Origin of the sequence: Streptomyces sp. NPDC046870 (assembly GCF_040704595.1) — a bacterium.
Taxonomy (GTDB): domain Bacteria; phylum Actinomycetota; class Actinomycetes; order Streptomycetales; family Streptomycetaceae; genus Streptomyces; species Streptomyces argyrophylli.
Genome location: NZ_JBEYXM010000002.1, coordinates 263168 through 287467, shown reverse-complemented (window position 1 = coordinate 287467; position 24300 = coordinate 263168). Strand labels below are relative to the sequence as shown.

Genomic DNA, 24300 nt, shown 5'->3' with positions numbered 1-24300 from the left:
TGGGGGTGCCGGGTCCCCCGGAAACGCCGATGGCCGGGTCCACTGTCGTGAACCCGGCCATCGCGCGCTGGATCAGGCCTCGGTAACCTCAACGGCCGCCGTGGCCTTGCGGGTCCGGCGCCGCGGCTTGACCTCCGGCTCCTCGGTGGCCTGCGCCGGAATCTCCGGAGCTGCCGCCTCGGCAACGGCCTTGCGGGTCCGCCGGGCCTTGGGAGCGGTGACCGCCTCCCCGTCGACCGCGTCCACGGCGGCGACGGCCGTCTTGCGCGTGCGACGCGGCTTGGCCTCGGCCTCGGGGGCCTCCGGCGCGGCGGCGGTCTTGCGGGTCCGGCGCGGCTTGGCCTCGGTGGCCTCGGCGGTGTCGACGGCGGCCTCGGCGGCAGCCGCGGTCTTCCGCGTGCGGCGCGGCTTGGCCTCGGCCTCCGTCTCGGTGGCCTCCGGTGCCGTGGCGGCGGTCTTGCGGGTCCGGCGCGGCTTGGCTTCCGTGGCCTCTGCCGTGTCGGCGGCGGCCGTCGCGGCGGCGGTCTTGCGCGTGCGGCGCGGCTTGGCCTCGGCTTCGGCCGTCTCCGGCTCGGCAACCGTGGCCTTGCGGGTCCGGCGCGGCTTGGCCTCGGTGGCCTCGGCGGTGTCGACGGCGGCCTCGGCGGCAGCCGCGGTCTTGCGCGTGCGGCGCGGCTTGGCCTCGGCTTCGGCCGTCTCCGGCTCGGCAACCGCGGTCTTGCGGGTCCGGCGCGGCTTGGCTTCCGTGGCCTCGGCGGTGTCGACGGCGGCCTCGGCGGCAGCCGCGGTCTTCCGCGTGCGGCGCGGCTTGGCCTCGGCCTCCGTCTCGGGGGCCTCCGGTGCCGTGGCGGCGGTCTTGCGGGTCCGGCGCGGCTTGGCCTCGGTGGCCTCGGCCGTGTCCAGCGCCGCTTCCACCGGGGTCGCCGGCTCGGCCGTCTTGCGGGTACGACGGCGCGGCTTGGTCTCCGCGGCCGGGGCGGCCTCGGCGGCGGGCTCCGTCACCGGGGCCCTGTCCACGGTCTGCTCGGTCACCGGGGGTTCGGCCTGAGCCGGGGTCACGGCGGACTCGGTCACCGGGGACTCGGCCGCGGCCGGCCGGCGGGTGCGGCGACGGCGCGGCTGCTCCGGGGTGTCGAGCGCCGCGGGGCCCTCGGCCGTGGCCACCGTCTCCACGGCGGTCTCAGGAGCGGTCGTCGGCGTGGCGGCGGCCGTCACCGGCTCCGCCGACGCTCCGCCGCGCGTGCGGCGACGGCGGCGCGGGGTGCGGGTGGCGCCCGGCGTCTCCTCACCGGAGGTCTCCGTGGCCGGCGCGGCCGGGGAGGCGTCCAGCGGGGTGCCGCCGCGCGTGCGGCGACGGCGGCGCGGCGTACGCGCGGGACGCTCTCGCTCGGCCGGGGCCGACTCGGCGCGAGCACCGCGGCCACTGCGGCCGCGACCGCCCCGTCCGCCGGTCTCGCCCAGGTCCTCCAGGACCTCCGCGTCCAGCCCGGCACGGGTCCGCGCGGAGCGGGGCAGGGTGCCCTTGGTGCCCTCGGGGATACCGAGGTCGGAGAACAGGTGCGGGGAGCTCGAGTACGTCTCCACCGGGTCGTTGAAGTCCAGCTCCAGCGCCTTGTTGATCAGCTGCCAGCGCGGGATGTCGTCCCAGTCGACGAACGTGATCGCCGTGCCCTTGGCGCCCGCGCGGCCGGTGCGGCCGACGCGGTGCAGGTACGTCTTCTCGTCCTCGGGGGACTGGTAGTTGATGACGTGGGTCACGCCCTCGACGTCGATGCCGCGGGCGGCGACGTCGGTGCAGACGAGGACGTCGACCTTGCCGTTGCGGAAGGCCCGCAGGGCCTGCTCGCGGGCGCCCTGGCCGAGGTCGCCGTGGACCGCGCCGGAGGCGAACCCGCGGTGCTGGAGCTGCTCGGCGATGTCGGCGGCCGTGCGCTTGGTACGGCAGAAGATCATCGCCAGTCCGCGGCCGTCGGCCTGGAGGATGCGGGCGACCATCTCCGGCTTGTCCATGTTGTGCGCGCGGTAGACGAACTGCTTGATGTTCGCGACCGTGGCACCCTCGTCGTCCGGCGCGGTGGCGCGGATGTGGGTGGGCCGGGACATGTAGCGGCGGGCGAGGCCGATGACCGCGCCCGGCATCGTGGCCGAGAACAGCATCGTCTGGCGCTTGGCCGGCAGCATGTTGACGATCTTCTCGACGTCGGGCAGGAAGCCCAGGTCGAGCATCTCGTCGGCCTCGTCGAGGACCAGGCACTTGACGTGCTTCAGATCGAGCTTCTTCTGGCCCGCGAGGTCGAGCAGGCGGCCCGGGGTGCCGACGACCACGTCGACGCCCTTCTTCAGGGCCTCCACCTGGGGCTCGTAGGCCCGGCCGCCGTAGATCGCGACCACGCGCACGTTACGGACCTTGCCGGCCGTCAGCAGGTCGTTGGTGACCTGGGTGCACAGCTCGCGCGTGGGGACGACCACGAGCGCCTGCGGGGCGTCCGTGAGGGCCTCGGGGGCGGCGCGTCCGGCCTCGACGTCGGCGGGGACGGTGACGCGCTCCAGGAGGGGAAGACCGAAGCCCAGCGTCTTGCCGGTGCCGGTCTTGGCCTGGCCGATGACGTCCGTGCCGGAGAGGGCGACGGGGAGTGTCATCTCCTGGATGGGGAAGGGGGTGGTGATGCCGACGGCCTCCAGGGCCTCGGCGGTCTCGGGGAGGATTCCGAGTTCTCGAAACGTCGTAGTCAGGGTGCTGCCTCTTCTGTGTGCGCGGTGCGAGGCGAGCGAGCGGGGGTCGTGTCCGACCGTGCCGGGGGACGTCGGCTGCCGTACGGACGAACCACTCGGGCAAGTCGTATGACACGGGACCTCTGCCGACGCTCTAGCGCTCGTACCGCTGAGGGTTCCCTCCTGCCGTCGTACGATCACTGCCGTACGGCCTTTGGAGGGCTGTCGGGTCGGAGCCGATCGGGCCACCGACCGGGCATCCTCATGCGTGCGGCCTGTCGCGACACGTCGAGCATCGTCGACGCACTCTGGCAGGCGCATTACCACCATACCCCGGATTCGCGCACATGCGGTGGCCGATTTGGTCACGTAGTCGTGGTCACACTCGTTGACCAGGGCTTGAGCGGGGCGTGGAGCGGGCTATTGTGCGCCTCATGACTAGCTCTGACAAGCCTGAGAACGCGTCCGCCGAACCCGCCGAACCCACCGGTGTCGCCGCCCAGGACTGGGCGCGGGCGTCCGCCGACCCGCAGTACCGCGCCGCTGTCGTGGATCTGCTCGGCGCTCTCGCGTACGGGGAGCTTGCGGCGTTCGAGCGGCTCGCGGAGGACGCCAAGCTGGCGCCGACCCTCGCGGACAAGGCGGAGCTGGCGAAGATGGCCTCGGCCGAGTTCCACCACTTCGAACGGCTGCGGAACCGGCTGACCGAGATCGGCGAGGAGCCCACGGCCGCGATGGACCCGTTCGTCGCCGCGCTCGACGGCTTCCACCGGCAGACCGCGCCCTCGGACTGGCTGGAGGGCCTGGTCAAGGCGTACGTCGGCGACTCGATCGCGAGCGACTTCTACCGTGAGGTCGCGGCCCGGCTCGACTCCGACACCCGCGAGCTCGTGCTCGCCGTCCTCGACGACACCGGGCACGCCGAGTTCGCGGTGGAGAAGGTGCGGGCCGCCATCGACGCCGACCCGCGCGTGGGCGGCCGGCTGGCGCTGTGGGCGCGGCGGCTGATGGGGGAGGCGCTGTCGCAGTCCCAGCGGGTGGTCGCCGACCGGGACGCGCTGTCCACGATGCTCGTGGGCGGGGTGGCCGACGGGTTCGACCTCGCCGAGGTCGGCAGGATGTTCTCGCGGATCACCGAGGCGCACACGAAGCGGATGGCCGCGCTGGGCTTGGCGGCGTAGCGCTCCGGCGGGAGCGGTCGCGGGATGCCGGACGGAGTCGCGCGGCCGCGGGTGCGCCGTGGTCGCTCGCGCGGTCCCCGCGCCCTTCGGGAACAGCCCTCACGCCGTCGCTGATCGGCGGCGGAGGCGGCCCGCGGGGCGCAGGAGCAGGGACAGGGACGCGACCGAGATGACCGCGGCACCCAGAAGGCTGAGCAGGGCCGTGCCGGGGCCGAGGGCGGTGTGGGTGACGAAGTCGCCGAAGAGGGCTCCGGCGATGCCCGTGCAGTACACCAGCGGGCGGGCCGGCAGCCGGTGGGCGAGGCGTTGGGCCGCCGCCCACGCGAGGAGCAGACCGAGCACGGCGGAGCCGAGTGCTTCGAGGATCATGTCGGGGGTCCCTCCCACGGCCGGTCTGGCTCGACGGTCGTAGCCCGTCTTACCCGTGACCTGCGGATTGCAATCCTGCCCTGTGAGGGACCTGTGCTCCACCCGTGTGCACGTCACGCGGAAGGGCCCGGCGGCACACGGCCGCCGGGCCCTTCTCACGACTGCGGCCTAGAGCGCGCCGAAACCGACCTTGCGCACGGTCGGCTCGCCGATGTCCACGTACGCCAGACGGTCCGTCGGCACGAGGACCTTGCGGCCCTTCTCGTCCTGAAGGCTGAGCAGCCCCGTCTTGCCCGTCAGCGCCTCGGCCACCACACGCTCGAGCTCCTCGGCGCTCTGACCGCTCTCCAGAACGATCTCGCGGGGCGCGTGCTGCACGCCGATCTTGACCTCCACGGCTATGTCCCTCCGACGGTCAGTGATGTGCGCGATCTTCCGCGCCCTACGCTGCACACATTAGCCCGGTGAGGGGGGCGTACACGCTGCGGGCCGGAACGCCAGGAGCGAACACCGCGCGGGAACAAACGGCCGTCAGTGGTGCTCGCTGCCGTGCAGCGGGAAACCGGCGATGCCGCGCCAGGCCAGCGAGGTCAGCAGCTGCACCGCCTGGTCGCGCGGCACGCTGCGGTCGCTGTGCAGCCAGGAGCGGGCGACCACCTGGGCGAGTCCGCCGAGACCGGAGGCGAGCAGCATCGACTCCGCGCGCGAGAGGCCGGTGTCCTCGGCGATGACGTCGCAGATCGCCTCGGCGCACTCGTTGGTGACCTTGTCCACGCGCTCGCGCACCGCGGGCTCGTTCGTCAGGTCCGACTCGAAGACCAGGCGGAAGGCGCCGCCGTCGTCCTCGACGTAGGCGAAGTAGGCGTCCATCGTCGCCCGGACGCGCTGCTTGTTGTCGGTCGTCGACGCGAGCGCGCTGCGCACCGACTGGATCAGCGACTCGCAGTGCTGGTCCAGCAGAGCGAGGTAGAGGTCGAGCTTGCCGGGGAAGTGCTGGTAGAGCACCGGCTTGCTCACGCCGGCCCGCTCGGCGATGTCGTCCATCGCCGCCGCGTGGTAGCCCTGCGCGACGAAGACCTCCTGAGCGGCGCCCAGCAACTGGTTCCGCCGGGCTCGGCGCGGCAGACGCGTGCCCCGTGGGCGTGCCGCCTCAGTTTGCTCGATGGCTGTCACGCCGCCTCCCAAAGTCGTCCACATGCGGTGTAGGCCGCGCGGCCATCGTACTTTTCGGTAACCGTGGTGTGCGCGGTGCGAGCGCAGAATTTCACGTACCGGACGGGTGGCGAAAGCCGTACGGCCCGCCGGCCGGGACCGGGCGGCGTCCGCGTGGACCAGCGAGGTCGGCGCCGGGCGCCCCTCGCCGGCGCGGACGGTGGCCTTCCCCGGCGCGGCGGTGGGCGTCCTCGGCCTTCGTGGCGGCCAGTCCCGGCGCGGTCAGGGTCTTTCGTTCGGATCAGGCCAGACCCCGCGAGCCCGGCATGATCCCAACGAGAGGCCCTAGCGGTAGTCGTCCTCGTCGAGCGAGACCACGCGCGCCTGTTCGACGAGATCGGCCTCGTTGCCCCGGTACGGGTCCACGCCCGTCAGCGGGTCGTCACGGTCCGGCGCGATGTCCGTGTGCTGCTCGGCGGCGTCCACCTCGGGCGCCTCGACGTCCCTCTCCGCTGCCGCGTCGGCCTCCAGGTCCTCGATCTCCTCGATCGCGTCGGGCTCGGTGGGGTCATAGGCCATGGTGGGCTCCCTTCCTACGAACGTCCCTGGAAGCGTCAGGGGCCACACGCGGGTGCCCTCTGTACGAGACTAGGAGACGGCTTATCCGGACGCCATGCCGTCGGGCCCGTTCGGTGCCTGGTTCTCCTGATCCGGCCGGTTCAGTCTGTGACGGCGAACACATCAATCCTGACGTGATCACCTCGTAACATTGCCGCATGTCTTCGACCGAGTCGCCCTCCGTGCCGGCCGCCAGTGTGCTCCCCAGGGTGGCGCCCGTCCGGGTCGGCGAGGGCGAGCGGCTGCGGTCCGTGGGCCTGCCCGGCGTCACCCTGACGGTCCGTTCGCGGCCCCCCGCGCGCGAGGACCTGCCGCCCGCGCTGTACGTGCACGGGCTCGGCGGTTCCTCACAGAACTGGTCGTCGCTCATGGCGGAACTGGACGGTGTCGTCGACGGTGAAGCGCTCGACCTCCCTGGTTTCGGCGACTCCCCGCCCCCGGACGACGGCGACTACTCCGTCACCGGGCACGCGCGCGCGGTGATCCGCTACCTCGACGCGGCCGGCCGCGGCCCGGTGCACCTCTTCGGCAACTCGCTCGGCGGCGCGGTCGCCACGCGCGTCGCCGCCGTACGGCCCGACCTCGTCCGCACGCTCACGCTCGTCTCGCCCGCCCTGCCCGAACTGCGGGTGCAGCGCAGCGCGGTGCCGACCGCCCTGCTCGGCGTCCCGGGCATCGCCGCGCTGTTCACCCGGCTCACCAGGGAGTGGACGGCGGAGCAGCGCGTACGCGGTGTCATGGCGCTCTGCTACGGCGACCCGGGCCGGGTCTCGCCGGAGGCGTTCCGGTACGCCGTGGAGGAACTGGAGCGGCGCCAGCGCCTCCCGTACTTCTGGGACGCGATGACCCGCTCCGCGCGCGGGATCGTCAACGCCTACACGCTCGGCGGGCAGCACGGGCTGTGGCGCCAGGCCGAGCGGGTGCTGGCCCCCACGCTGCTGATCTACGGCGGCCGCGACCAGCTCGTCGGCTTCCGCATGGCCCGCAAGGCCGCCCGGGCCTTCCGCGACTCCCGGCTGCTGTCCCTGCCGGACGCCGGGCACGTGGCGATGATGGAGTACCCGGACGTGGTGGCGGGCGCGTTCCGGGAACTGCTGACGCAGACGTCCGGCGCCGGCGCGGCCGGCCACCCGGCCGTCACGGACACGAGGAGCTGAGGTCCGGGGTGGGACGCCACAGCCGCCGCGGACCGGCCCCGAAGGGCGACTCCGCGGACATAGCCGCAGGGCGTGAGCGGCGCGGTGCGCGCTCCGAGGACGGGCGCGGCGCGCATGCGGAGGGTGACAGGGGCGACGGGCCCGGCAGGGCCGACCGGCGCGACGGTGGCGACCGGGGCGCCGGCGGTGGCGCGGCCCGGCTGCCGGGAGGCGGCCCCGCGGGTGCGCCCCGTCCGGCCGGGGGCACCCCGGCGCGCGGTGTGCCGAGGGTCGCCGACGGTGCCCCGGCACGTGGGGTTCCGAGGGCTGCCGACGCGACGCCGGCGCGCGGTGTGCCGAGGGTTGCCGACGGCACTCCCGCCCACGGCGTGCCGGGGTTTGCCGGTGGCGCGCCGGTGCGGGGTGCGCGGGGCGGCCATCCCGAGCAGCGGGAAGCCGGCGGGGGCTGGGGCGAGTTGGCCGGGCGGCGGGCCGGCACCGGCGGGCCCGGTGTGGTGTTGCCCCGGCAGCGGCAGGCGGAACCGGGTGCCCCGGGACCGGGCGGGGCGCGGCGCCGCCAAGGGCCCCGGCGGGAGTACCTGGAGGCCTTCGACGGCTCCGGCGGCTCCGGAGACGGCCCGCGGGAGACCGGGAACGCCGCCGCCCCCGCGCCCGGCACCGGTGTGCCCGCGCAGCGCGGCGGGACCAAGGGGTGGGCGTTCACCGGCATCGCGGCGGCCGCCGTCACCACCGTGCTCGCGGTGGTCGTCGCCGGGCAGGTGACCAAGGGGCAGGACGGCACCGGCGCGCGGTCGCGGCCGGCCGCCGGCGCGGCCGGTGAGGCGCGTCTCCCGGGGGACGTGGCGGGAGCGACGCCCTCCGCCGCACCCGCGGTGACACTGACGTACGACCAGAAGATGGGCCGCACGTACCCGCTCGACGCCACGCTGAAGGGCCCGGGGAAGTTCGACGCCGTGCCCGGGTTCGACAAGGCGCCCGGCGCGGGCCGCAAGTACCGGTACCGCGTCGACGTCGAGGAGGGGCTGGGACTGGACGGCGCGCTGTTCGCCGAGGCCGTGCAGCGGACCCTGAACGACAAGCGCAGCTGGGCCCACGGCGGCGCCCGTACCTTCGAGCGGATCTCCTCCGGGAAGCCGGACTTCGTGATCACCCTGGCCAGCCCCGGCACCACGGCGACGTGGTGTGCCAAGTCGGGCCTGGACACCACGCAGGACAACGTTTCCTGCGACTCGGCCGCGACCGAACGCGTCATGATCAATGCGTACCGGTGGGCTCAAGGAAGCAAGACATACGGTGACCGGATCCATGCGTACCGGCAGATGTTGATCAATCATGAGGTCGGCCACCGGCTCGGTCACGGACACGTCAGCTGCCAGAAGGACGGCGAGCTGGCGCCCGTCATGCAGCAGCAGACCAAGTTCCTGGACCACGACGGGATCCACTGCCGCCCCAACCCATGGCCCTATCCCGCCAGTTGACAGGCACCGCATATGTCACATTGACATCAGCCGCAGGGTCGTCCATATTTCTGCCCATGTGGTCTAGTCATGCCGTCTGCAGCAGCGCCGCCATCGAGCTGGCGCTCATCGGCGTGACCGCACTCTGCGTGGCCGACATCCACTGTCGCTGACGCCGCCTCCCCGGCGTTCGCGTCGCGACCTTCTCCTCCTTCTCGTCCGTGACCGCGTCACGGATTTCTTCGACGACCCGACGCCGGGGCCGACGTCTGTCCGCAGACGTCTCACTCCTCGTCCACATGTCTCATCAGTCGAGAAACCCTCGACGAGCCCCACCACGTCACCCCGAGAGGTCGTCATTCCGATGCGTCAACCGTCCGTCATAGCGCGCCGCGTGGCCGTGGCATCCGTCAGCCTGGCCGTGGCAGCGGGCGCCGCCGCCTGCGGCCCGGAGGACAACGATGCCAAGGGCTCCGGTGGCGACTCCACGCCCCACAAGGGCGGCACGCTCACGGTCCTGAACTCACAGCCGCAGTCGGACTTCGACCCCGCGCGCCTGTACACCTCCGGCGGCGGAAACGTTCCCTCGTTGGTGTTCCGCACCCTCACCACGCGCAACCGCGAGAACGGCGCGGCCGGCGCCAAGGTCGTCCCCGACCTCGCCACCGACACCGGGCGCCCCAACAAGGACGCGACCGTGTGGACGTACACCCTGAAGAAGGGCCTGACGTACGAGGACGGCACGCCGATCACCTCGGCCGACATCAAGTACGGCATCGAGCGCTCCTTCGCCCCCGAGCTGTCCGGCGGCGCGCCCTACCTGCGGGACTGGCTGGTCGGCGCCGCCGACTACCAGGGGCCGTACAAGGACAAGAAGGGCCTGTCCGCGATCGAGACGCCGGACGCCCGGACGATCGTCTTCCATCTGAACAAGCCCGAGGGCGAGTTCCCGTACCTGGCCACGCAGACGCAGTTCACCCCGGTGCCGCGGAGCAAGGACACGGGCACCAAGTACGAGTCGCACCCGGTCTCGTCCGGCCCGTACAAGGTCGTCAAGAACGAGAACGACGGCGAGCACCTCGTCCTGGAGCGCAACACGCACTGGTCGGCGGCGACCGACGAGGAGCGCAAGGCGTACCCGGACCGCATCGACGTGCGTTCCGGCCTGGACTCCTCGGTGATCAACCAGCGGCTGTCCGCGTCCCAGGGCGCGGACGCCGCCGCCGTCACCACGGACACCAACCTCGGCCCGGCCGAACTCGCCAAGGTGACCGGCGACAAGGAGCTGGCCGCGCGCGTGGGCACCGGCCACTTCGGCTACACGAACTACCTCGCCTTCAACCCGAAGGTGAAGCCGTTCGACAACCCCAAGGTGCGCCAGGCCGTCGCGTACGCCATCGACCGGTCCTCCGTGGTCAACGCCGCCGGCGGCAGCGCCCTCGCCGAGCCCGCCACCACGTTCCTGCCGGACCAGAAGTCGTTCGGCTACACGCCGTACGACCCCTTCCCGGCGGGCAAGTCCGGCGACCCGGCGAAGGCCAGGGAACTGCTGAAGCAGGCCGGCTACGCGAACGGCCTCACCATCACGCTGACCCACTCCAACAGCAAGGACTTCGAGACCAGCCCGGAGATCGCCACCGCCGTCCAGGACGCGCTCAAGAAGGCCGGCATCACGGTCAAGCTGCAGGGCCTGGAGGACAACGACTACCGGGACAAGGTCCACAGCGTGAAGACCGAGCCCGGTCTCTTCCTCGCCCACTGGGGTGCCGACTGGCCCTCCGGCGGCCCCTTCCTCGCCCCCATCTTCGACGGCCGGCAGATCGTCAAGGACGGAGCGAACTTCAACACGGGCCAGCTCAACGACAAGTCGGTCAATGACGAGATTGACGCGATCAACAAGCTGACCGACCTCGACGCCGCGGCCCAGCGCTGGGGCGCACTGGACAAGAAGATCGGCGACAAGGCCCTCGTCGTGCCGCTGTTCCACCCTGTGTACAAGCGCCTGTACGGCAAGGACGTCAAGAACATCGTCATCAGCGACTGGACCGGCGTCCTGGACATCTCCCAGGTCGCGGTGAAGTAGCACCGTGAGCGAGGCACTTGCCGTCGTCGAGACCGCCGGGACGGGCACCTCCGTCCCGGCGGTCTCGGGGGCACGTCAGTTCTGGCGGCGGCTGCGGGCGCAGCGCGCCGCCCTGGTCGCCGCGGCCGTCGTCGCGCTGCTCGTCCTGGTCGCGCTCGCCGCGCCGCTGCTCACCGCGCTGGAGGGCCAGGACCCCACGACCTACCACCCCACCCTGATCGACTCCGCGCGCGGCGGCGTGCCCATCGGCTCCTTCGGCGGCGTCAGCGCCGACCACTGGCTGGGCGTCGAACCGCAGACCGGACGCGACATGTTCGCCCGGCTGGTCTACGGCGCGCGGGTCTCGCTGGGCGTGGCGCTCGCCGCCACGGTGGTCCAGGTCGCCATCGGCGTCGCAGTCGGCGTGGCCTCCGCGCTCGGCAACCGATGGGTTGATCAACTGTTGAGCCGGGCCACGGACATCATCGTCTCGATGCCCTTGATGATCATGTCGTTGGCACTGCTGGCCATCGTGCCGTCCAGCTTCCCCCGGCCGGTCCTGGTGACCCTGGTCATCGGTCTGATCGCCTGGGGCACCATCGCGAAGATCGTGCGGGCCCAGACCCTCTCCCTGAAGGGCCTCGACTACGTCTCCGCCGCCCGGCTGAGCGGCTGGGGCACCTGGCGGATCGCACGCCGCGAACTCCTGCCCGGCCTCGCCGCGCCCGTCATCACGTACGCCGCGCTGCTGGTGCCCATGAACATCTCCGTCGAGGCGGCGCTGTCCTTCCTCGGCGTCGGCGTGAAGCCGCCCACCCCGTCCTGGGGCCAGATGCTGACCGCCGCGGACGTCTGGTACCAGGCGGCACCCCAGTACCTGCTGCTGCCGGCCGGCGCCCTGTTCGTCACCGTCCTCGCCCTCACCGTCCTCGGCGACGGCGTGCGCACCGCCCTCGACCCGCGCGCCGCCTCCCGCCTGCGCGTCGGCACCGGCCGCAAGGCCGCCACCGGGGCCGGGAACGCGGCCGGGACCGCGACCGAGAAGGAGGCCTCCGCATGAGCGGCTTCGGCGGATTCCTGCTGCGCCGCACCGCCGGCGCGGTCGTCACCCTGCTGGCCATCTCGGTGATCGTCTACGTCGTCTTCTACGTCACCCCCGGCAACGTCGCCCAGATCACCTGCGGCCCGCGCTGCTCTCCGGAGCAGGTGCACCAGGTCGCCGAGCAGCTCAAGCTGGGCGACCCCCTCTACCTGCGCTACTGGCACTTCCTCGAGGGACTGTTCGCCGGCCAGGACTTCTCCACGGGCACCTCGGTCGAGCACTGCGCCGCGCCCTGCCTCGGGCAGTCGTACCAGACCGACCAGCAGGTCCTGGACATCATCCTGGCGAAGCTGCCGGTCAGTGTGTCGCTGGTCGTCGGCGCCATGGTGCTGTGGCTCCTCCTCGGCATCGGCACCGGAGTGCTGTCCGCCTGGCGACGCGGCCGGGTCTCCGAGCGCGTGCTGACCGCCGTCACCCTCGCGGGCACGGCCACGCCCGTCTTCGTCATCGGCCTCGTGCTGATGATCGTCGTCTGCGGCCAACTGCGGCTGCTGCCCTTCCCGCAGTACGTGAACTTCTCGGACGACCCCGAGCAGTGGGCGTGGAACCTCCTGCTGCCCTGGCTCTCGCTCGCCCTGATCGAGGCGGCGGCCTTCGCCCGTCTCACCCGCGCGTCCATGCTGGAGACCCTCGCCGAGGACCACATCCGCACCTTCCGCGCGTACGGCGTCGCGGAGCGCTCCATCGTCGGCCGGCACGCCCTGCGCGGCGCCCTCGCGCCCGTGATCGCGCTGAACGCCAACAACGTGGGCGCCGCCGTCGGCGGTGCCGTCCTCACCGAGACCCTCTTCGGCCTGCCCGGCATCGGCCAGGAGCTGGTGCACGCGGTGAAGGTCGTCGACCTGCCGGTGGTCGTCGGCATGGTCCTGGTGACCGGCTTCTTCGTGGTCCTCGCCAACGCCGTCGCGGACGTCCTGTACGCGGTGGCCGACCGACGGGTGGTGCTCGCATGAGCCTGGTGGAAGCGGCGGACACGCGCGAGGCAGCGGCGGACGACAGCCTGGTGGAGGTGTCGGACCTGACCGTGGAGTTCGGTGCCCTGCGCGCCGTCGACGGACTCTCCTTCCGCCTGGCGAAGGGCGCCGCCCTGGCCCTGGTCGGCGAGTCCGGCTCCGGCAAGTCCACGGTCGCGGGCGCCCTGCTGGGCCTGCACCGGGGCACCGGAGCCCGGATCGGCGGCTCGGTGCGGGTGGCCGGCACCGACGTACAGGCGGCCTCCGACGAGGAGCTGCGCCGGCTGCGCGGCGCCAGGGCCGCCATGGTCTTCCAGGACCCGCTGTCCTCGCTCGACCCGTACTACGCCATCGGCGACCAGATCGCCGAGGTCCATCGCGTCCACACGCGCGTGTCGCGCCGTGCCGCACGCGCGCGTGCCGTAGAGGTGCTGGAACGGGTCGGAATCCCGGACGCCGCCCGCCGGTCCCGGTCCCGGCCGCACGAGTTCAGCGGCGGCATGCGCCAGCGCGCCCTCATCGCCATGGCCCTCGCCTGCGAGCCCGACCTGCTGATCGCCGACGAGCCGACCACCGCACTCGACGTCACCGTCCAGGCGCAGATCCTCGACCTGCTGCACGGGCTGCGCGCGGAGACCGGCATGGGCCTGCTCCTCGTCACCCACGACGTGGGTGTGGCCGCCGAGTCCGTGGACGACGTCCTCGTCATGCGGCACGGCCGGGCCGTCGAGCGCGGCCCCGTCGGCACGATCCTCACCGCACCCGCCGAGCCGTACACCCGGGAACTGCTCGAAGCCGTCCCGCGCGTGGACGCCCGCCGCACCGGCTCCCCGGCCGGCGACGAGGTCGTGCTGGAGGCCACCGGCGTGCGGCGCGAGTTCGGACGCGGCAAGCGGGCGTTCGCGGCCGTGGACGACGTCTCGGTGACCGTCCGGCGCGGGGAGACCCTCGGCGTGGTCGGCGAGAGCGGCAGCGGCAAGACCACGCTCGGCCGCATGCTCGTCGGGCTGCTGGAGCCGACCGCAGGGGAGATCCGCTACGAGGGGCGCCCGCACACCGGCGTGGACCCCTCCGTCCAGATGGTCTTCCAGGACCCCGTCTCCTCCCTCAACCCGCGCCGCAGCGTGGGCGAGTCCATCGCCGACCCGCTCCGCGCGCGCGGCGAACGGGACGAGGAGCGCATCCGGGGACGCGTGACCGAACTGCTGGAGCGCGTCGGGCTCGAAAGGGCGCACTACGACCGGTACCCGCACGAGTTCAGCGGCGGACAGCGCCAGCGCATCGGCATCGCGCGGGCGCTCGCCGCCGAGCCGCGCGCCATCGTCTGCGACGAGCCCGTCTCCGCGCTCGACGTCACCACGCAGGCGCAGGTGGTCGCCCTGCTCGGCGAACTCCAGCGGGAACTCGGCCTCGCGCTGGTCTTCATCGCGCACGACCTCGCCGTCGTCCGCCAGGTCAGCGACCGGGTCGCGGTGATGCGGCGCGGCCGGCTCGTCGAGTACGGGCCCGCCGACGAGGTGTACGACAGCCCCCGCGAGCCGTACACCAAGCAGCTCCTGGCCGCCGTACCCGCGCTCGACCCGGAACTGGCGGCCCGGCGGCGCGCCGCCCGGCGCAAGCCGGCAGCGGTGTAGCGGTACAGCGCCGTAACGTTTCACGCTCGGGCGATCACTGTCTGATCCCTTAGCGCGACGGAACGCGACCCGCACGCGAAAGTTACGACCGTTCACCCCTTTTGGTGGTGCGACGGACAACCGTCCGTCGCACCACCGCCTTGTCCCCTTACGTTCGTCCCGCTGCGAGCCGTCAGGACAACGGCGGCTCCCCGGACGGGAGATCGGGGGTGCACACGTGCGCATAGGACTGCTTACCGAGGGTGGCTACCCCTATGTGGGCGGTGACGCCATGCTCTGGTGCGACCGGCTCGTGCGCGGGCTCGACCGGCACGAGTTCGACGTCTACGCGCTCAGCCGCGGCCCGCGCCAGGAGGCCGAGGGCTGTGTTCCGCTCCCACCGCAGGTCGGCCGGGTGCGCACGGCGCCGCTGTGGACGGCCGCGGACGACGGGGTCGTGTACGGACGACGCGCACGCCGGCGCTTCGCCGAGTGCTACGGGGAACTGGTCGCGGCGGTGTGCGCCGGGGGCGGGTCGGCGGGAAGCACCGTGGCCGGGGCCTGGCGCGAGCTCGGGGCCGGGCCCGGACGCGCTGCGGACATCCGGTCGCAGGACGCTTCCGCCGATCTGGCGGACCGTTTCGGCAGCGCCCTGTACGCGCTCGCCGAACTCGCCCGCGAGGAGGGCGGACTCGTCGGCGCCCTGCGCTCCGACGCGGCCGTGCGCGCGCTCGAACGCGCCTGCCGCGCCCCTCGGGCGCTGCGCACGGCGCGCGAGGCGCGCGTACCCGATCTGCTCACCGTCGCCGCGCACCTCGAACGCGCCCTGCGCCCCCTCTCCCTCGACTGGTACGGCGACGACGGCCTCGGCGCGGCCGACCTCTGCCACGCCACCTCCGGCGGCCCCGCCGCCCTCTGCGGTCTCCTCGCCCGGCACTTCTCCGGCGTACCGCTGCTGGTCACCGAATACGGCGTGCACCTCCGCTCGCACTACCTGACCCTGGGCCCCGACACCGCCACCCCCGCCGTACGCGCCCTGCTCGGCGCCTTCCACCGCCGGCTCGCCACCGAGGTCTACCGGGGGGCCGAGATCCTCACCCCGGGCAACGCCCACGCCCGCCGCTGGCAGGAACGCTGCGGCGCCGACCGTTCCCGTGTCCGCACGGTGTACCCCGGCATGCCGGCCGACCGGTTCACCGAGGTCGGCGAGTCCCCGGACCGTGCCGACCCGCACACCCTGGTCTGGGTGGGGCGCGTGGACCCCGCGAAGGACCTGGTGTCGCTGCTGCACGCCTTCGCGGAGGTGCGCAAGGACGAGCCCGAGGCCCGTCTGCGGATCGTCGGCTCGCCTTCCGGCCCCGAGGGCGGGGCCTACCTGGGCCACTGCCGGGCGCTCGCCGCGCAGCTCTTCCCGGACGAGGCGGAGGGCGCGCACGCCGTGGGCGACAACCCCGTCTCCTTCGAGGAGATCGGCGGCCCCGACGTCCCGACGCTGCCCGACGCCTACGCCGCCGGCGCGGTCGTCGTCCTCTCCAGCGTCGTTGAGGGTTTCCCGATCAGCCTCGTCGAGGCGATGTTCTGCGGCCGGGCCACCGTCTCCACGGACGTGGGCGCGGTGGTGGAGGTCATCGGCGGCACGGGACTGGTGGTCCCACCGCGCAACCCCAGGGCGCTCGCCGGGGCGTGCCTGGCTCTGTTGCGCGACCCCGAGCGCCGTGAGCGCCTCGGTGCCGCCGCGCGCGCCCGGGCGCTGGAGCTGTTCACCGTTGAGCAGAACATCGCGGCATTTCACGGCATTTACCTGGAGATCGTCTCGCACTGCCCGGTCCGCCGGGTGGTCCTGGACGAGTCCGGCGAACCCCTGCCGTTCGCCGCCCCCGCCGAGTCCCACGTCCCCGGCCACTGGACCGGCCTCACCCCCCGCGTCCTCCCGCGCGGCCTCCCCAGCTGGGCCACGAGCACCCCGGTCCGGGCGACCCCGCTGGCGACGGAGGGCGCCCGATGAGCGAGCTGGACGCTCGTCCGGCGGACGGGCCGGCCACCGGCCCGGCGCGTGAGCCGGACGGTGCCGACGTCGCCAGGAGCGGCGACACGCCGGGCCGGAGCGAGCCGGCCGGAGCGGACCGGCCCGGGATGCCGAGCGGAGCCGATCCGTGGGACACGCGGTCGGGGGAGTGGCTGGCGGATGTACCCGACGAGCCCTCCGCGCGCGCCACGGGATCGCCGCTCGCCCCGGCCGGGCAGGCCTCTCCCTCGTCGTCTCCGCCCGGCTCCCGCGCCGTACCGGATGCGAGGCCGGGGGAGGGGGGCCGACGGCGGTGGGCGCCGGCGCCCCGCCGTGGGCCCGTCGACCCGGTGAAATCCCTGCTGCACCGGCACAGGGAACTGTGTGAGCGGGCCGTGGACCCGTGGGAGATCGCCGCGGGGCTGGAGGCGCACGGCCTCACCGACCGGACCGTCGCCCGCTTCCGGCACCGTGACGTCTTCTCGCTCGCCGAAGAGCTGTACGCGCGCGTGCCGCGCACCGCCGAGCCACGCCCGGAACCGGAGCCCCTGCCGGCCCCCCGCGTCCGCGCGGGCTGGGCCCTGCTCGCCCTCCTGCCCGGAGTGCTCGGCGCGGCCACGGTGACCGGAGTGCGCCTCACCCAGGGACACCCCCGCCAGTCGGTGGCACTGGGCGGCCTCCTCGCCGTCGCCCTCGCCACGCGCGCGGCACTGCGTCACGGCCCGCTCGCCGGTCCACCCGGCACGCGGGCGTGGGGCGCCACGATCGGCACGCGCGCGTGGACGATCTGGCTGCTCGGATACGCCCTCCTCGGCGACGGCCTCCTGCACGCCGTCCTGACGGGCGGCCCGGACACCCCGCCCACCGCGGCCCCCGACGGCCCCTGGCCCACGGCCACCGCGCCCGTCCTGGCCCTCCTGCTGTCCTGCGCCCCGGCGGCCTGGTCCGCGCACCTCCTCGCCGCGGGCGCCCGCCGCGGACTCGCCCGGAGCCGGGGCCTGGCGGAGTTCACAGCCGCCGCGAGACCCCTGCTGCTCGGCGTGCTCGCCGCGTTCCTGGGGGTCCTCGCCGCACTGCTCGCGCTCTGCGGCACCCTCCTGCACGCGCCCGCGGCCTACCCGCAGGCACTCTCCCTGGGCGCCCTGCTCCTGCTCGCCCGCCTGCTCACCGTGCACCGCCACCGGCACGCCCCCGCGCTCGCGCTGGGCGCCGCCGTGGCCACGGAGGCGGCGGCCCTGGCGCTGCCACTGGCCGGCCGGCTGCCCGGCTGCGCCTTCCTGGCGACTCCCGTCGAGACCCTCGTCGGCGCCTGGGGCGAGGCCGCAGTACCGGCCCTCGCCTGTGGCACCGCGGCCCTGGCCCTGCTCTGGCACGCCGGCCGCACCCTCACCCAGGCCGCGGCGCACGCGCCGACGGGAGCCCCCGACTGAACCCTCCGCCACCGGCCCGAGGCACCGCCGGAGGCAACCGCATCACCCCCTGAAGGAGAACACCAGATGACCACCTCCCGACCCGGAGCGTCCGGCACCCCCGGAACCACCGGAGCGCCCGGCGCAGCCGAAGGAGCCGTCGAGACGGCCGGTACCACCGGCGCGCACACCCCGGGAGCCGTCCGATGAGGGTCCTGCTGATCGGAGCCAACGGATTCATCGGCCGCTTCGTCGCCGACCGTCTGCTCGCCGACCCGGCCGTCCAGCTCACCGCACTCGGCCGCGGCGACGACGCCGACGTCCGTTTCGACCTCGCCACCGGCAGCCCGGGCGCACTCACCCGCTTCCTCGACGCGGTCCACCCCGGAGTCGTCATCAACTGCGCGGGCGCCACGCGCGGAGGCGCCCGCGACCTCACCCGGCACAACACGGTCGCCGTGGCCACCGTCTGCGAGGCCCTGCGCCGCAGCGGCTGCGGTGCCCGTCTGGTGCAGATCGGCTGCGGTTCCGAGTACGGCCCCAGCCAGCCCGGTTCCTCCACGGCGGAGGACGCCGTGCCGCGTCCCGGCGGCCCGTACGGCGTCAGCAAGCTCGCCGCGACCGAACTGGTCCTCGGCTCCGGACTGGACGCCGTCGTCCTGCGGGTCTTCTCACCGGCCGGCCCCGGCACCCCGGCCGGCTCCCCGCTCGGCCGGCTCGCGGAGGCCATGCGCCGCGCCATGCAGTCCGGCGACGGCGAACTCAAGCTCGGCGGCCTCGGTGTCCAGCGCGACTTCATCGACGTCCGCGACGTGGCCCGGGCCGTGCACGCGGCCTCGCTCTCCGCCGCGCAGGGCGTGATCAACATCGGCTCCGGCCGTGCCGTCCGGCTCAGAGACGCCGCCGCCGTCCTCGCGCGCGTGGCCGGATACGGCGGTGCCCTCCACGAACTCGACGCCCCGCCCGGTCCGCTGCGCGGCGCCATCGGCCACCCCCGCGGCGACTCCGAACACGCCCTCCCGGTGGCGTACCCGTACCCGGACGGCTGCGGCAGCTGGCAGCAGGCCGATGTGCGCACCGCACGCGACCGGCTCGGCTGGCGGCCCCGCATCAACCTCGAGGAATCCCTGGCCGACATCTGGATGGAGGCGGCATGCCGCATCTGACCAGCACCGCCGCGGGCACCACCGGCACCGGCGTCCGCACCGCCCTCGGCATCCCCGGGTACGCACACCCGCTCGTCGCCCCGGCCCAGTGGGCGGAACTCGCCCGCCCCGGCACGCCGCTGGACTGGGTGGTCCTCGACGTCGCCGCCGGCCCCGGCACCCGCCCCGACCCGCACTGCCTGGAAGCCGCGGGCCGGCTCCGCGCCGCCGGTGTCCGCGTCCTCGGCCACCTGGACCTCACCCACGGCGCCCGCGCCTTCGGCGACCTGCTCTCCGACGCCCACCGGCACCTCGACTGGTACGGCGTCGACGGCTTCCTGCTGGACCGCTGCCCCACCGAGCGCACCGCGCTGCCCGAGGTGCGCCGCGCGATCACCACGCTCCGGGCGATCAGTGACACCGCCCACGTCGTCCTCGGCCACGGCCGCCACCCGCACCCCGGCTACGCCGAGAACGCCGACCAGCTCGTGACCTTCTCCGGTCCCTGGTCCGACTACCGCTGGTCCCAGGCGGCCGAGTGGACCGCCGACTACCCGCCCGACCGCTTCTGCCACTTCGTGCACGGTGTGCCCCGCGGCCACCTGGACGAGGCGCTGAGGATCGCCCGCTGGCAGGGGGCGGCCACGATCTACTTCACGGACCGTACGGACAGGGACGGTCGCGTGGACCCCTGGGAGACCGTGCCCGGCTACTGGGACGACATCGTCTCGCGCCTCGGAACAGGTGTCTCGGAATGAAGAAGGCCGTGGCAGTGTTACGAGAAGAACAACCGTAGTGATCGACCGACCAACGGAGTCCCCGTGTCGCTGCCACCCCTGGTCGAGCCAGCTCCTGAGCTCACCGTAGACGAGGTCCGCAGGTACTCCCGCCACCTGATCATCCCCGACGTGGGCATGGACGGGCAGAAGCGGCTGAAGAACGCCAAGGTGCTCTGTGTGGGCGCCGGCGGCCTGGGCTCGCCGGCGCTGATGTACCTGGCCGCCGCGGGCGTCGGCACCCTCGGCATCGTGGAGTTCGACGAGGTCGACGAGTCGAACCTGCAGCGTCAGATCATTCACAGCCAGTCCGACATCGGCCGCTCCAAGGCCGAGTCCGCGCGCGACAGCGTCAAGGGCATCAACCCGTACGTGAACGTGATCCTTCACGAGGAGCGGCTCGAGGCCGACAACGTGATGGACATCTTCAGCCAGTACGACCTGATCGTCGACGGCACCGACAACTTCGCGACCCGCTACCTGGTCAACGACGCGTGCGTGCTGCTCAACAAGCCGTACGTGTGGGGCTCGATCTACCGCTTCGACGGCCAGGCCTCGGTGTTCTGGTCCGAGCACGGTCCCTGCTACCGCTGCCTCTACCCGGAGCCCCCGCCCCCCGGCATGGTCCCCTCGTGCGCCGAGGGCGGCGTCCTGGGCGTGCTGTGCGCGTCCATCGGCTCGATCCAGGTCACCGAGGCGATCAAGGTCCTCACCGGCACCGGTGAGCCGCTGGTCGGCCGGCTGATGATCTACGACGCCCTGGAGATGCAGTACCGCCAGGTCAAGGTCCGCAAGGACCCCGACTGCGCGGTCTGCGGCGAGAACCCGACGGTCACCGAGCTCATCGACTACGAGGCCTTCTGCGGCGTCGTCTCCGAGGAGGCCCAGGCGGCGGCGGCCGACTCCACGATCACTCCTAAGCAGCTCAAGGAGTGGATCGACGACGGCGAGAACATCGAGATCATCGACGTCCGCGAGCCGAACGAGTACGAGATCGTCTCCATCCCGGGCGCCAAGCTGATCCCGAAGAACGAGTTCCTCATGGGCACCGCTCTGGAGGGCCTCCCGCAGGACAAGAAGATCGTCCTGCACTGCAAGACGGGTGTCCGCAGTGCGGAAGTCCTCGCGGTCCTGAAGTCCGCGGGCTTCTCCGACGCGGTCCACGTCGGCGGCGGCGTCATCGGCTGGGTCAACCAGATCGAGCCGGAGAAGCCGGTCTACTGAGCCGGTGACCCGGTGTGCGTGGCGGGGGCTTCGGGTGCGTACGGCGCCCGGGGCCCCCGTTCGCGTCAGGAGCAGACCTTGCCGTCCTTCGGCACCGTCCCGTTCAGCAGATAGGCGTCCACCGTCGAGTCGACGCAGTCGCTCCCGTTGCCGTACGCCCCGTGTCCCTCGCCCTTCCAGGTGAGTTCGACTCCCACACCCCGGCCCAGTTCGTCGGCCATCCTGCGGGCGCCCTCGTACGGGGTGGCCGGGTCGCCGGTGTTGCCGACCAGCAGGATCGGTGCCGCGCCGGGTGCGCTGACCTCCGGAGTGTCGTACTGGCCCGGCACCGGCCAGTCGTGGCACCAGCCCGCCGTGTCCCAGCCGAGGAAGTCCCCGAAGACCGGCGATATCCGCCTGAACTCCGCCAGCCGCCCCTTCGTCTCGGCGAGCGTGGGCCGCTGCTTGTCGTCCAGGCACGATATGACCCGCTGGGAGTGCGTCGTCGTGCCGTAGCGCCCCGATGCGTCCCGGTCGTTGTACTCGTCGGCGAGCGCCAGCAGCCCCGAACCGTCGCCCCGCTCCGCGGACTTCAGGGCGTCGGTCAGCCTCGGCCACATCGACTCGCTGTAGAGCGGCAGGATGATCCCGGTGACCGCGAGCGTCTGGGTGAGCTTCCGGCCGGATGACGTCGGCAGTGGTTCGGCGTCGATCCGGGCCAGCAGGCCGGCCACCTTCCGGGAGCCCTGCTCGGGGTCCTGGCCGGTGGACTTGAGGTAGTCCTCCAGGGCCCGTTGGAAGCCGCGCGCCTGGTTCTCGGCGTGGCCCACGGTGTCCGCGGCCGGGTCGACCACCGCGTCGAGGACCAGCCTGCCCACCCGCTCCGGGAACAGGTGGGCGTAGACACCGCCGAGTTCGGTGCCGTAGGAGATGCCGAAGTAGTGCAGTTCGTCGTCGCCGAGGACCTGGCGCATCAGGTCCATGTCGCGGGCGGTGTCGGTGGTGGACACATGGGCCAGCAGCGGGCCGGCGGCCTTCTGGCAGCCCTTGCCGAAGTCGGTGGCGTCCTGGAGGTACGCCTTCTCCTCGGCCGGGGTGTCCGGTGTGGCGTCCACGGATTCGGCGGCCTGGATCTCCCGGTCGCCGCGGCAGCGGACGCCCCCGCTCGCGCCGACTCCCCGGGGGTCCCAGCTCACCAGGTCGTAGTGCTCGCGGAGAGCGGAGACGGAGGGCTCGAAGTACGGCATCGTCGACACGCCGGAGCCGCCCGGGCCGCCGAAGTTGAACAGCAGCGAGCCGATGCGGTCGCCGCCGGTCGCCCGTGCGCGGACGAGGGCGAGCTTGACCGTGCGGCCGTCCGGCCGGGACCAGTCCAGCGGCACCTTGAGTGTCGCGCACCGCCAGGCGTCGCCCGGCGGGGACGAGGTCCCGGTGGCTTCGCAGCGGTGCCAGTCGAGGCGCTGGGAGGTGAGGGAGGACGGAAGGGCCGTCGGTGTCGGCGCGGTCGTGGAGCGTGACGGCGACGGGGGAGCCGAGCCCGCCGCCTTGCCCTCGTCCCTGTTGCCGTCCCCGTCGGACGAGCCCCCGCACCCGGCCAGCAGCAGCCCTGCCGCCAGCGCGGCCGTCCACCGCAGGAATCGCATCATGCGCACCCCCCTGACAGGCCCGCCGCATCGTGCCGCGCCGGGCGTTCAGGCCATCGTAGGCGTCCCGGGCCCGGTCGGCGGGGGCCTGTGGATAACCCTCTGACCTGCGGATTAGCCTGCCTTGAGGGTCTGTGGTTGTCGGGGGTCCGTCAGGAGCAGACCGTGTTGGCCTTCGGCTTCCTTCCGTCCAGCAGATAGCCGTCCACCGCGCTCTGCACGCACTTGTTCTTGCTGTCGTACGCGCCGTGCCCCTGGCCCTTGTACGTCAGCTCGATGCCGACGCCCTTGCCGAGTGCGTCCACCATCTTCCGCGCGCCCTCGTACGGGGTGGCCGGGTCGCCGGTGTTGCCGATGACGAGGATGGGCGCCGCCCCGGGGGCGCTGACGTCGGGGTGGTCGGCCGCGCCCGGCACCGCCCAGTCCGTGCAGCTGACCATGCCCCAGGCCAGGAAGTCGCCGAACAGCGGGGAGGCGGCGCGGAACTCGGGCAGCTTCCGCCGGACGTCGTCCGCGGTGTACCGGGGTTTCTCGTCGGAGCAGTTGATGGCGATGTTCGCCGCGGTGAGGTTGCTGTACTCGCCGTTCTCGTTGCGGCCGTTCATCGCGTCGGAGAGCAGCATGAGGATCTTGCCGTCGCCGTCGTAGGCCTGTTCCAGGCCCTCGGTGAGGTACTCCCAGAAGTCCTTCGAGTACAGGGACTGCGCGATGCCGTTGGTGGCGGCGGTCTGTGTCAGCTGACGCGGGAAGATGCCGGGGATCGGCTTCTTCTCCAGGTCGGCGAGGAGCTGCGCGATGCGGTCCTTCACCTCCTGCTCGGTGCTGCCGATCGGGCACTCCTCGGTCTTCGAGGTGCAGTCCCTGGCGAAGTTGTCGAGCGCCAGCTGGAAGCCCCTGGCCTGCCCGAGCGCGCTCTGCTCCGGGGTCTGCGTGGGGTCCACGACCCCGTCCAGGACGGCCCGGCCGACGTTCTTCGGGAACAGGTGGGCGTAGACACCGCCGAGTTCGGTGCCGTAGGAGATGCCGAAGTAGTGCAGCTTGTCGTCGCCGAGGACCTGGCGCATCAGGTCCATGTCGCGGGCCGCGTCCGTGGTGCGCACATGCGGCAGGATCTTCTGCGAGTTCTTCTCGCAGGCCGCGTTGAACTGTTTGGTGCGGTTCACGAGCTGGACCTGTTCGGCGCGGTCCTCCGGGGTCGCGTCCTGCTGGAAGTACTCGTCCAGCTGCGCGTCGCCCTCGCACTCCACCGGTGCGCTGCGGCCGACCCCGCGCGGGTCGAAGCTGACCAGGTCGTAGCGGGTGCGCAGGGTCGCGTAGTCCGCGCCGAACGCGGGCAGCGTGGTCACGCCGCTGCCGCCCGGGCCGCCGAAGTTGAACACGAGCGAGCCGATCCGCCTGCTCGCGGGCCCACTGGCCCGGGCGCGGATCAGGGCGATGCCGATGGTGTCGCCCTTCGGCCTCCTCCAGTCCAGCGGCGCCTTCATGGTCGCGCACTGCCACTCCCCGCCGTTCGGCAGCGGCGAGGGAGGGCTGCCGCCGCCCTCCGCCTCGGAGGGGGCCGGGCAGGACTCCCAGTCCAGCTTCTGCGCCGTGAGATCCCCGCCCTTGTCGCTGCCTCCGCATCCGGCCAGTACAGCGGAGAGCAGCACAGCGGTGGTGGTCAGCGCGGCGGCGCGCAGCCGGAAGGGGTTCGCCATACCCCCATCGTGGGGGCGCGCCCGCCGGGGCGCGCGGGACGCGGGC

20 protein-coding genes are annotated in these 24300 nt (G+C 73.1%); 13 read left to right on the top strand and 7 right to left on the bottom strand.

Annotation, left to right across the window (positions count from 1 at the left end; all coding sequences use genetic code 11):
• Nucleotides 1–72: 72 nt before the first annotated feature.
• Complete coding sequence (locus tag AB0946_RS05745) at nt 73–2640, bottom strand: DEAD/DEAH box helicase (protein WP_366759338.1); 2568 nt, start codon at nt 2638–2640, stop codon at nt 73–75.
• 497 nt (nt 2641–3137) lie between these two features.
• Here AB0946_RS05745 and AB0946_RS05740 point away from each other — a divergent pair, with 497 nt between their 5' ends.
• Nucleotides 3138–3893, top strand: coding sequence for a ferritin-like fold-containing protein (locus AB0946_RS05740; RefSeq protein WP_366759337.1), 756 nt, complete (start codon nt 3138–3140; stop codon nt 3891–3893).
• Between the two features lie 99 nt (nt 3894–3992).
• Here AB0946_RS05740 and AB0946_RS05735 read toward each other — a convergent pair whose 3' ends face one another.
• The 4 genes from AB0946_RS05735 to AB0946_RS05720 all read right to left on the bottom strand — a co-directional run bounded on the left by AB0946_RS05735 (nt 3993) and on the right by AB0946_RS05720 (nt 5993).
• The gene (locus AB0946_RS05735; RefSeq protein ID WP_171153056.1) at nt 3993–4262 is read right to left on the bottom strand and encodes a hypothetical protein; all 270 of its coding nucleotides are present in this window, start codon (nt 4260–4262) and stop codon (nt 3993–3995) included.
• 168 nt (nt 4263–4430) lie between these two features.
• Nucleotides 4431–4658 (bottom strand): DUF3107 domain-containing protein, encoded by a 228-nt coding sequence (locus AB0946_RS05730; RefSeq protein WP_212768354.1) that lies wholly within the window; start codon nt 4656–4658, stop codon nt 4431–4433.
• Between the two features lie 135 nt (nt 4659–4793).
• The gene (locus AB0946_RS05725; protein ID WP_330337941.1) at nt 4794–5435 is read right to left on the bottom strand and encodes a TetR/AcrR family transcriptional regulator; all 642 of its coding nucleotides are present in this window, start codon (nt 5433–5435) and stop codon (nt 4794–4796) included.
• Between the two features lie 324 nt (nt 5436–5759).
• Nucleotides 5760–5993 carry a hypothetical protein gene (locus AB0946_RS05720; RefSeq protein ID WP_366759336.1) on the bottom strand — a complete coding sequence of 78 codons (234 nt, stop codon included), beginning with the start codon at nt 5991–5993 and terminating at the stop codon, nt 5760–5762.
• A 197-nt stretch (nt 5994–6190) separates the two neighbouring features.
• Here AB0946_RS05720 and AB0946_RS05715 point away from each other — a divergent pair, with 197 nt between their 5' ends.
• The 12 genes from AB0946_RS05715 to moeZ all read left to right on the top strand — a co-directional run bounded on the left by AB0946_RS05715 (nt 6191) and on the right by moeZ (nt 20935).
• Entirely contained in the window at nt 6191–7189 is a 999-nt protein-coding gene (locus AB0946_RS05715) for an alpha/beta hydrolase (RefSeq protein ID WP_366759335.1), read from the top strand.
• Nucleotides 7190–7197: 8 nt separating this feature from the next.
• Nucleotides 7198–8667, top strand: a complete 1470-nt coding sequence (locus AB0946_RS05710) for a DUF3152 domain-containing protein (protein WP_366759334.1) — start codon at nt 7198–7200, stop codon at nt 8665–8667.
• A 56-nt stretch (nt 8668–8723) separates the two neighbouring features.
• Entirely contained in the window at nt 8724–8819 is a 96-nt protein-coding gene (locus AB0946_RS05705) for an Ms4533A family Cys-rich leader peptide (RefSeq protein WP_309550493.1), read from the top strand.
• Between the two features lie 191 nt (nt 8820–9010).
• Nucleotides 9011–10729 carry an ABC transporter substrate-binding protein gene (locus AB0946_RS05700; protein ID WP_366759333.1) on the top strand — a complete coding sequence of 573 codons (1719 nt, stop codon included), beginning with the start codon at nt 9011–9013 and terminating at the stop codon, nt 10727–10729.
• A 4-nt stretch (nt 10730–10733) separates the two neighbouring features.
• On the top strand, nt 10734–11768 hold the full coding sequence (locus AB0946_RS05695; protein WP_366759332.1) for an ABC transporter permease: 1035 nt from the start codon (nt 10734–10736) through the stop codon (nt 11766–11768).
• Entirely contained in the window at nt 11765–12763 is a 999-nt protein-coding gene (locus tag AB0946_RS05690) for an ABC transporter permease (protein ID WP_366759331.1), read from the top strand. Before AB0946_RS05695 ends, AB0946_RS05690 begins: the two co-directional genes overlap by 4 nt.
• Nucleotides 12760–14397 carry an ABC transporter ATP-binding protein gene (locus AB0946_RS05685; RefSeq protein WP_366759330.1) on the top strand — a complete coding sequence of 546 codons (1638 nt, stop codon included), beginning with the start codon at nt 12760–12762 and terminating at the stop codon, nt 14395–14397. The genes AB0946_RS05690 and AB0946_RS05685 overlap by 4 nt, the downstream gene beginning before the upstream one ends.
• Before the next feature lie 217 nt (nt 14398–14614).
• A complete protein-coding gene (locus AB0946_RS05680; RefSeq protein WP_366759329.1) occupies nt 14615–16381 on the top strand; it encodes a DUF3492 domain-containing protein in 1767 nt (588 codons plus the stop codon).
• A 128-nt stretch (nt 16382–16509) separates the two neighbouring features.
• Nucleotides 16510–17811: a hypothetical protein gene (locus AB0946_RS05675; RefSeq protein ID WP_366759809.1), complete on the top strand. Its 1302-nt coding sequence runs from the start codon at nt 16510–16512 to the stop codon at nt 17809–17811.
• A 185-nt stretch (nt 17812–17996) separates the two neighbouring features.
• Entirely contained in the window at nt 17997–18956 is a 960-nt protein-coding gene (locus tag AB0946_RS05670; RefSeq protein ID WP_366759328.1) for an NAD-dependent epimerase/dehydratase family protein, read from the top strand.
• Nucleotides 18944–19693, top strand: coding sequence for a spherulation-specific family 4 protein (locus AB0946_RS05665; RefSeq protein WP_366759327.1), 750 nt, complete (start codon nt 18944–18946; stop codon nt 19691–19693). Before AB0946_RS05670 ends, AB0946_RS05665 begins: the two co-directional genes overlap by 13 nt.
• Nucleotides 19694–19756: 63 nt before the next feature.
• Nucleotides 19757–20935, top strand: coding sequence for an adenylyltransferase/sulfurtransferase MoeZ (gene moeZ, locus AB0946_RS05660; protein WP_171153032.1), 1179 nt, complete (start codon nt 19757–19759; stop codon nt 20933–20935).
• Nucleotides 20936–21000: 65 nt separating this feature from the next.
• On the opposite strand, the gene AB0946_RS05655 is transcribed toward moeZ, so the two are convergent.
• Nucleotides 21001–22560: an alpha/beta hydrolase gene (locus AB0946_RS05655; RefSeq protein ID WP_366759326.1), complete on the bottom strand. Its 1560-nt coding sequence runs from the start codon at nt 22558–22560 to the stop codon at nt 21001–21003.
• Between the two features lie 149 nt (nt 22561–22709).
• Nucleotides 22710–24254, bottom strand: a complete 1545-nt coding sequence (locus tag AB0946_RS05650) for an alpha/beta hydrolase (protein ID WP_366759325.1) — start codon at nt 24252–24254, stop codon at nt 22710–22712.
• Between the last annotated feature and the right edge of the window lie 46 nt (nt 24255–24300).

Coding starts and splice junctions, on each gene's coding strand:
- AB0946_RS05745 (WP_366759338.1), bottom strand. CDS start 2,640: ATGACACTCCCCGTCGCCCTCTCCGGCACGGACGTCATCGGCCAGGCC.
- AB0946_RS05735 (WP_171153056.1), bottom strand. CDS start 4,262: ATGATCCTCGAAGCACTCGGCTCCGCCGTGCTCGGTCTGCTCCTCGCG.
- AB0946_RS05720 (WP_366759336.1), bottom strand. CDS start 5,993: ATGGCCTATGACCCCACCGAGCCCGACGCGATCGAGGAGATCGAGGAC.
- AB0946_RS05715 (WP_366759335.1), top strand. CDS start 6,191: ATGTCTTCGACCGAGTCGCCCTCCGTGCCGGCCGCCAGTGTGCTCCCC.
- AB0946_RS05705 (WP_309550493.1), top strand. CDS start 8,724: ATGTGGTCTAGTCATGCCGTCTGCAGCAGCGCCGCCATCGAGCTGGCG.
- AB0946_RS05700 (WP_366759333.1), top strand. CDS start 9,011: ATGCGTCAACCGTCCGTCATAGCGCGCCGCGTGGCCGTGGCATCCGTC.
- AB0946_RS05690 (WP_366759331.1), top strand. CDS start 11,765: ATGAGCGGCTTCGGCGGATTCCTGCTGCGCCGCACCGCCGGCGCGGTC.
- AB0946_RS05685 (WP_366759330.1), top strand. CDS start 12,760: ATGAGCCTGGTGGAAGCGGCGGACACGCGCGAGGCAGCGGCGGACGAC.
- AB0946_RS05675 (WP_366759809.1), top strand. CDS start 16,510: ATGCCGAGCGGAGCCGATCCGTGGGACACGCGGTCGGGGGAGTGGCTG.
- AB0946_RS05670 (WP_366759328.1), top strand. CDS start 17,997: ATGAGGGTCCTGCTGATCGGAGCCAACGGATTCATCGGCCGCTTCGTC.
- AB0946_RS05665 (WP_366759327.1), top strand. CDS start 18,944: ATGCCGCATCTGACCAGCACCGCCGCGGGCACCACCGGCACCGGCGTC.
- AB0946_RS05655 (WP_366759326.1), bottom strand. CDS start 22,560: ATGATGCGATTCCTGCGGTGGACGGCCGCGCTGGCGGCAGGGCTGCTG.
- AB0946_RS05650 (WP_366759325.1), bottom strand. CDS start 24,254: ATGGCGAACCCCTTCCGGCTGCGCGCCGCCGCGCTGACCACCACCGCT.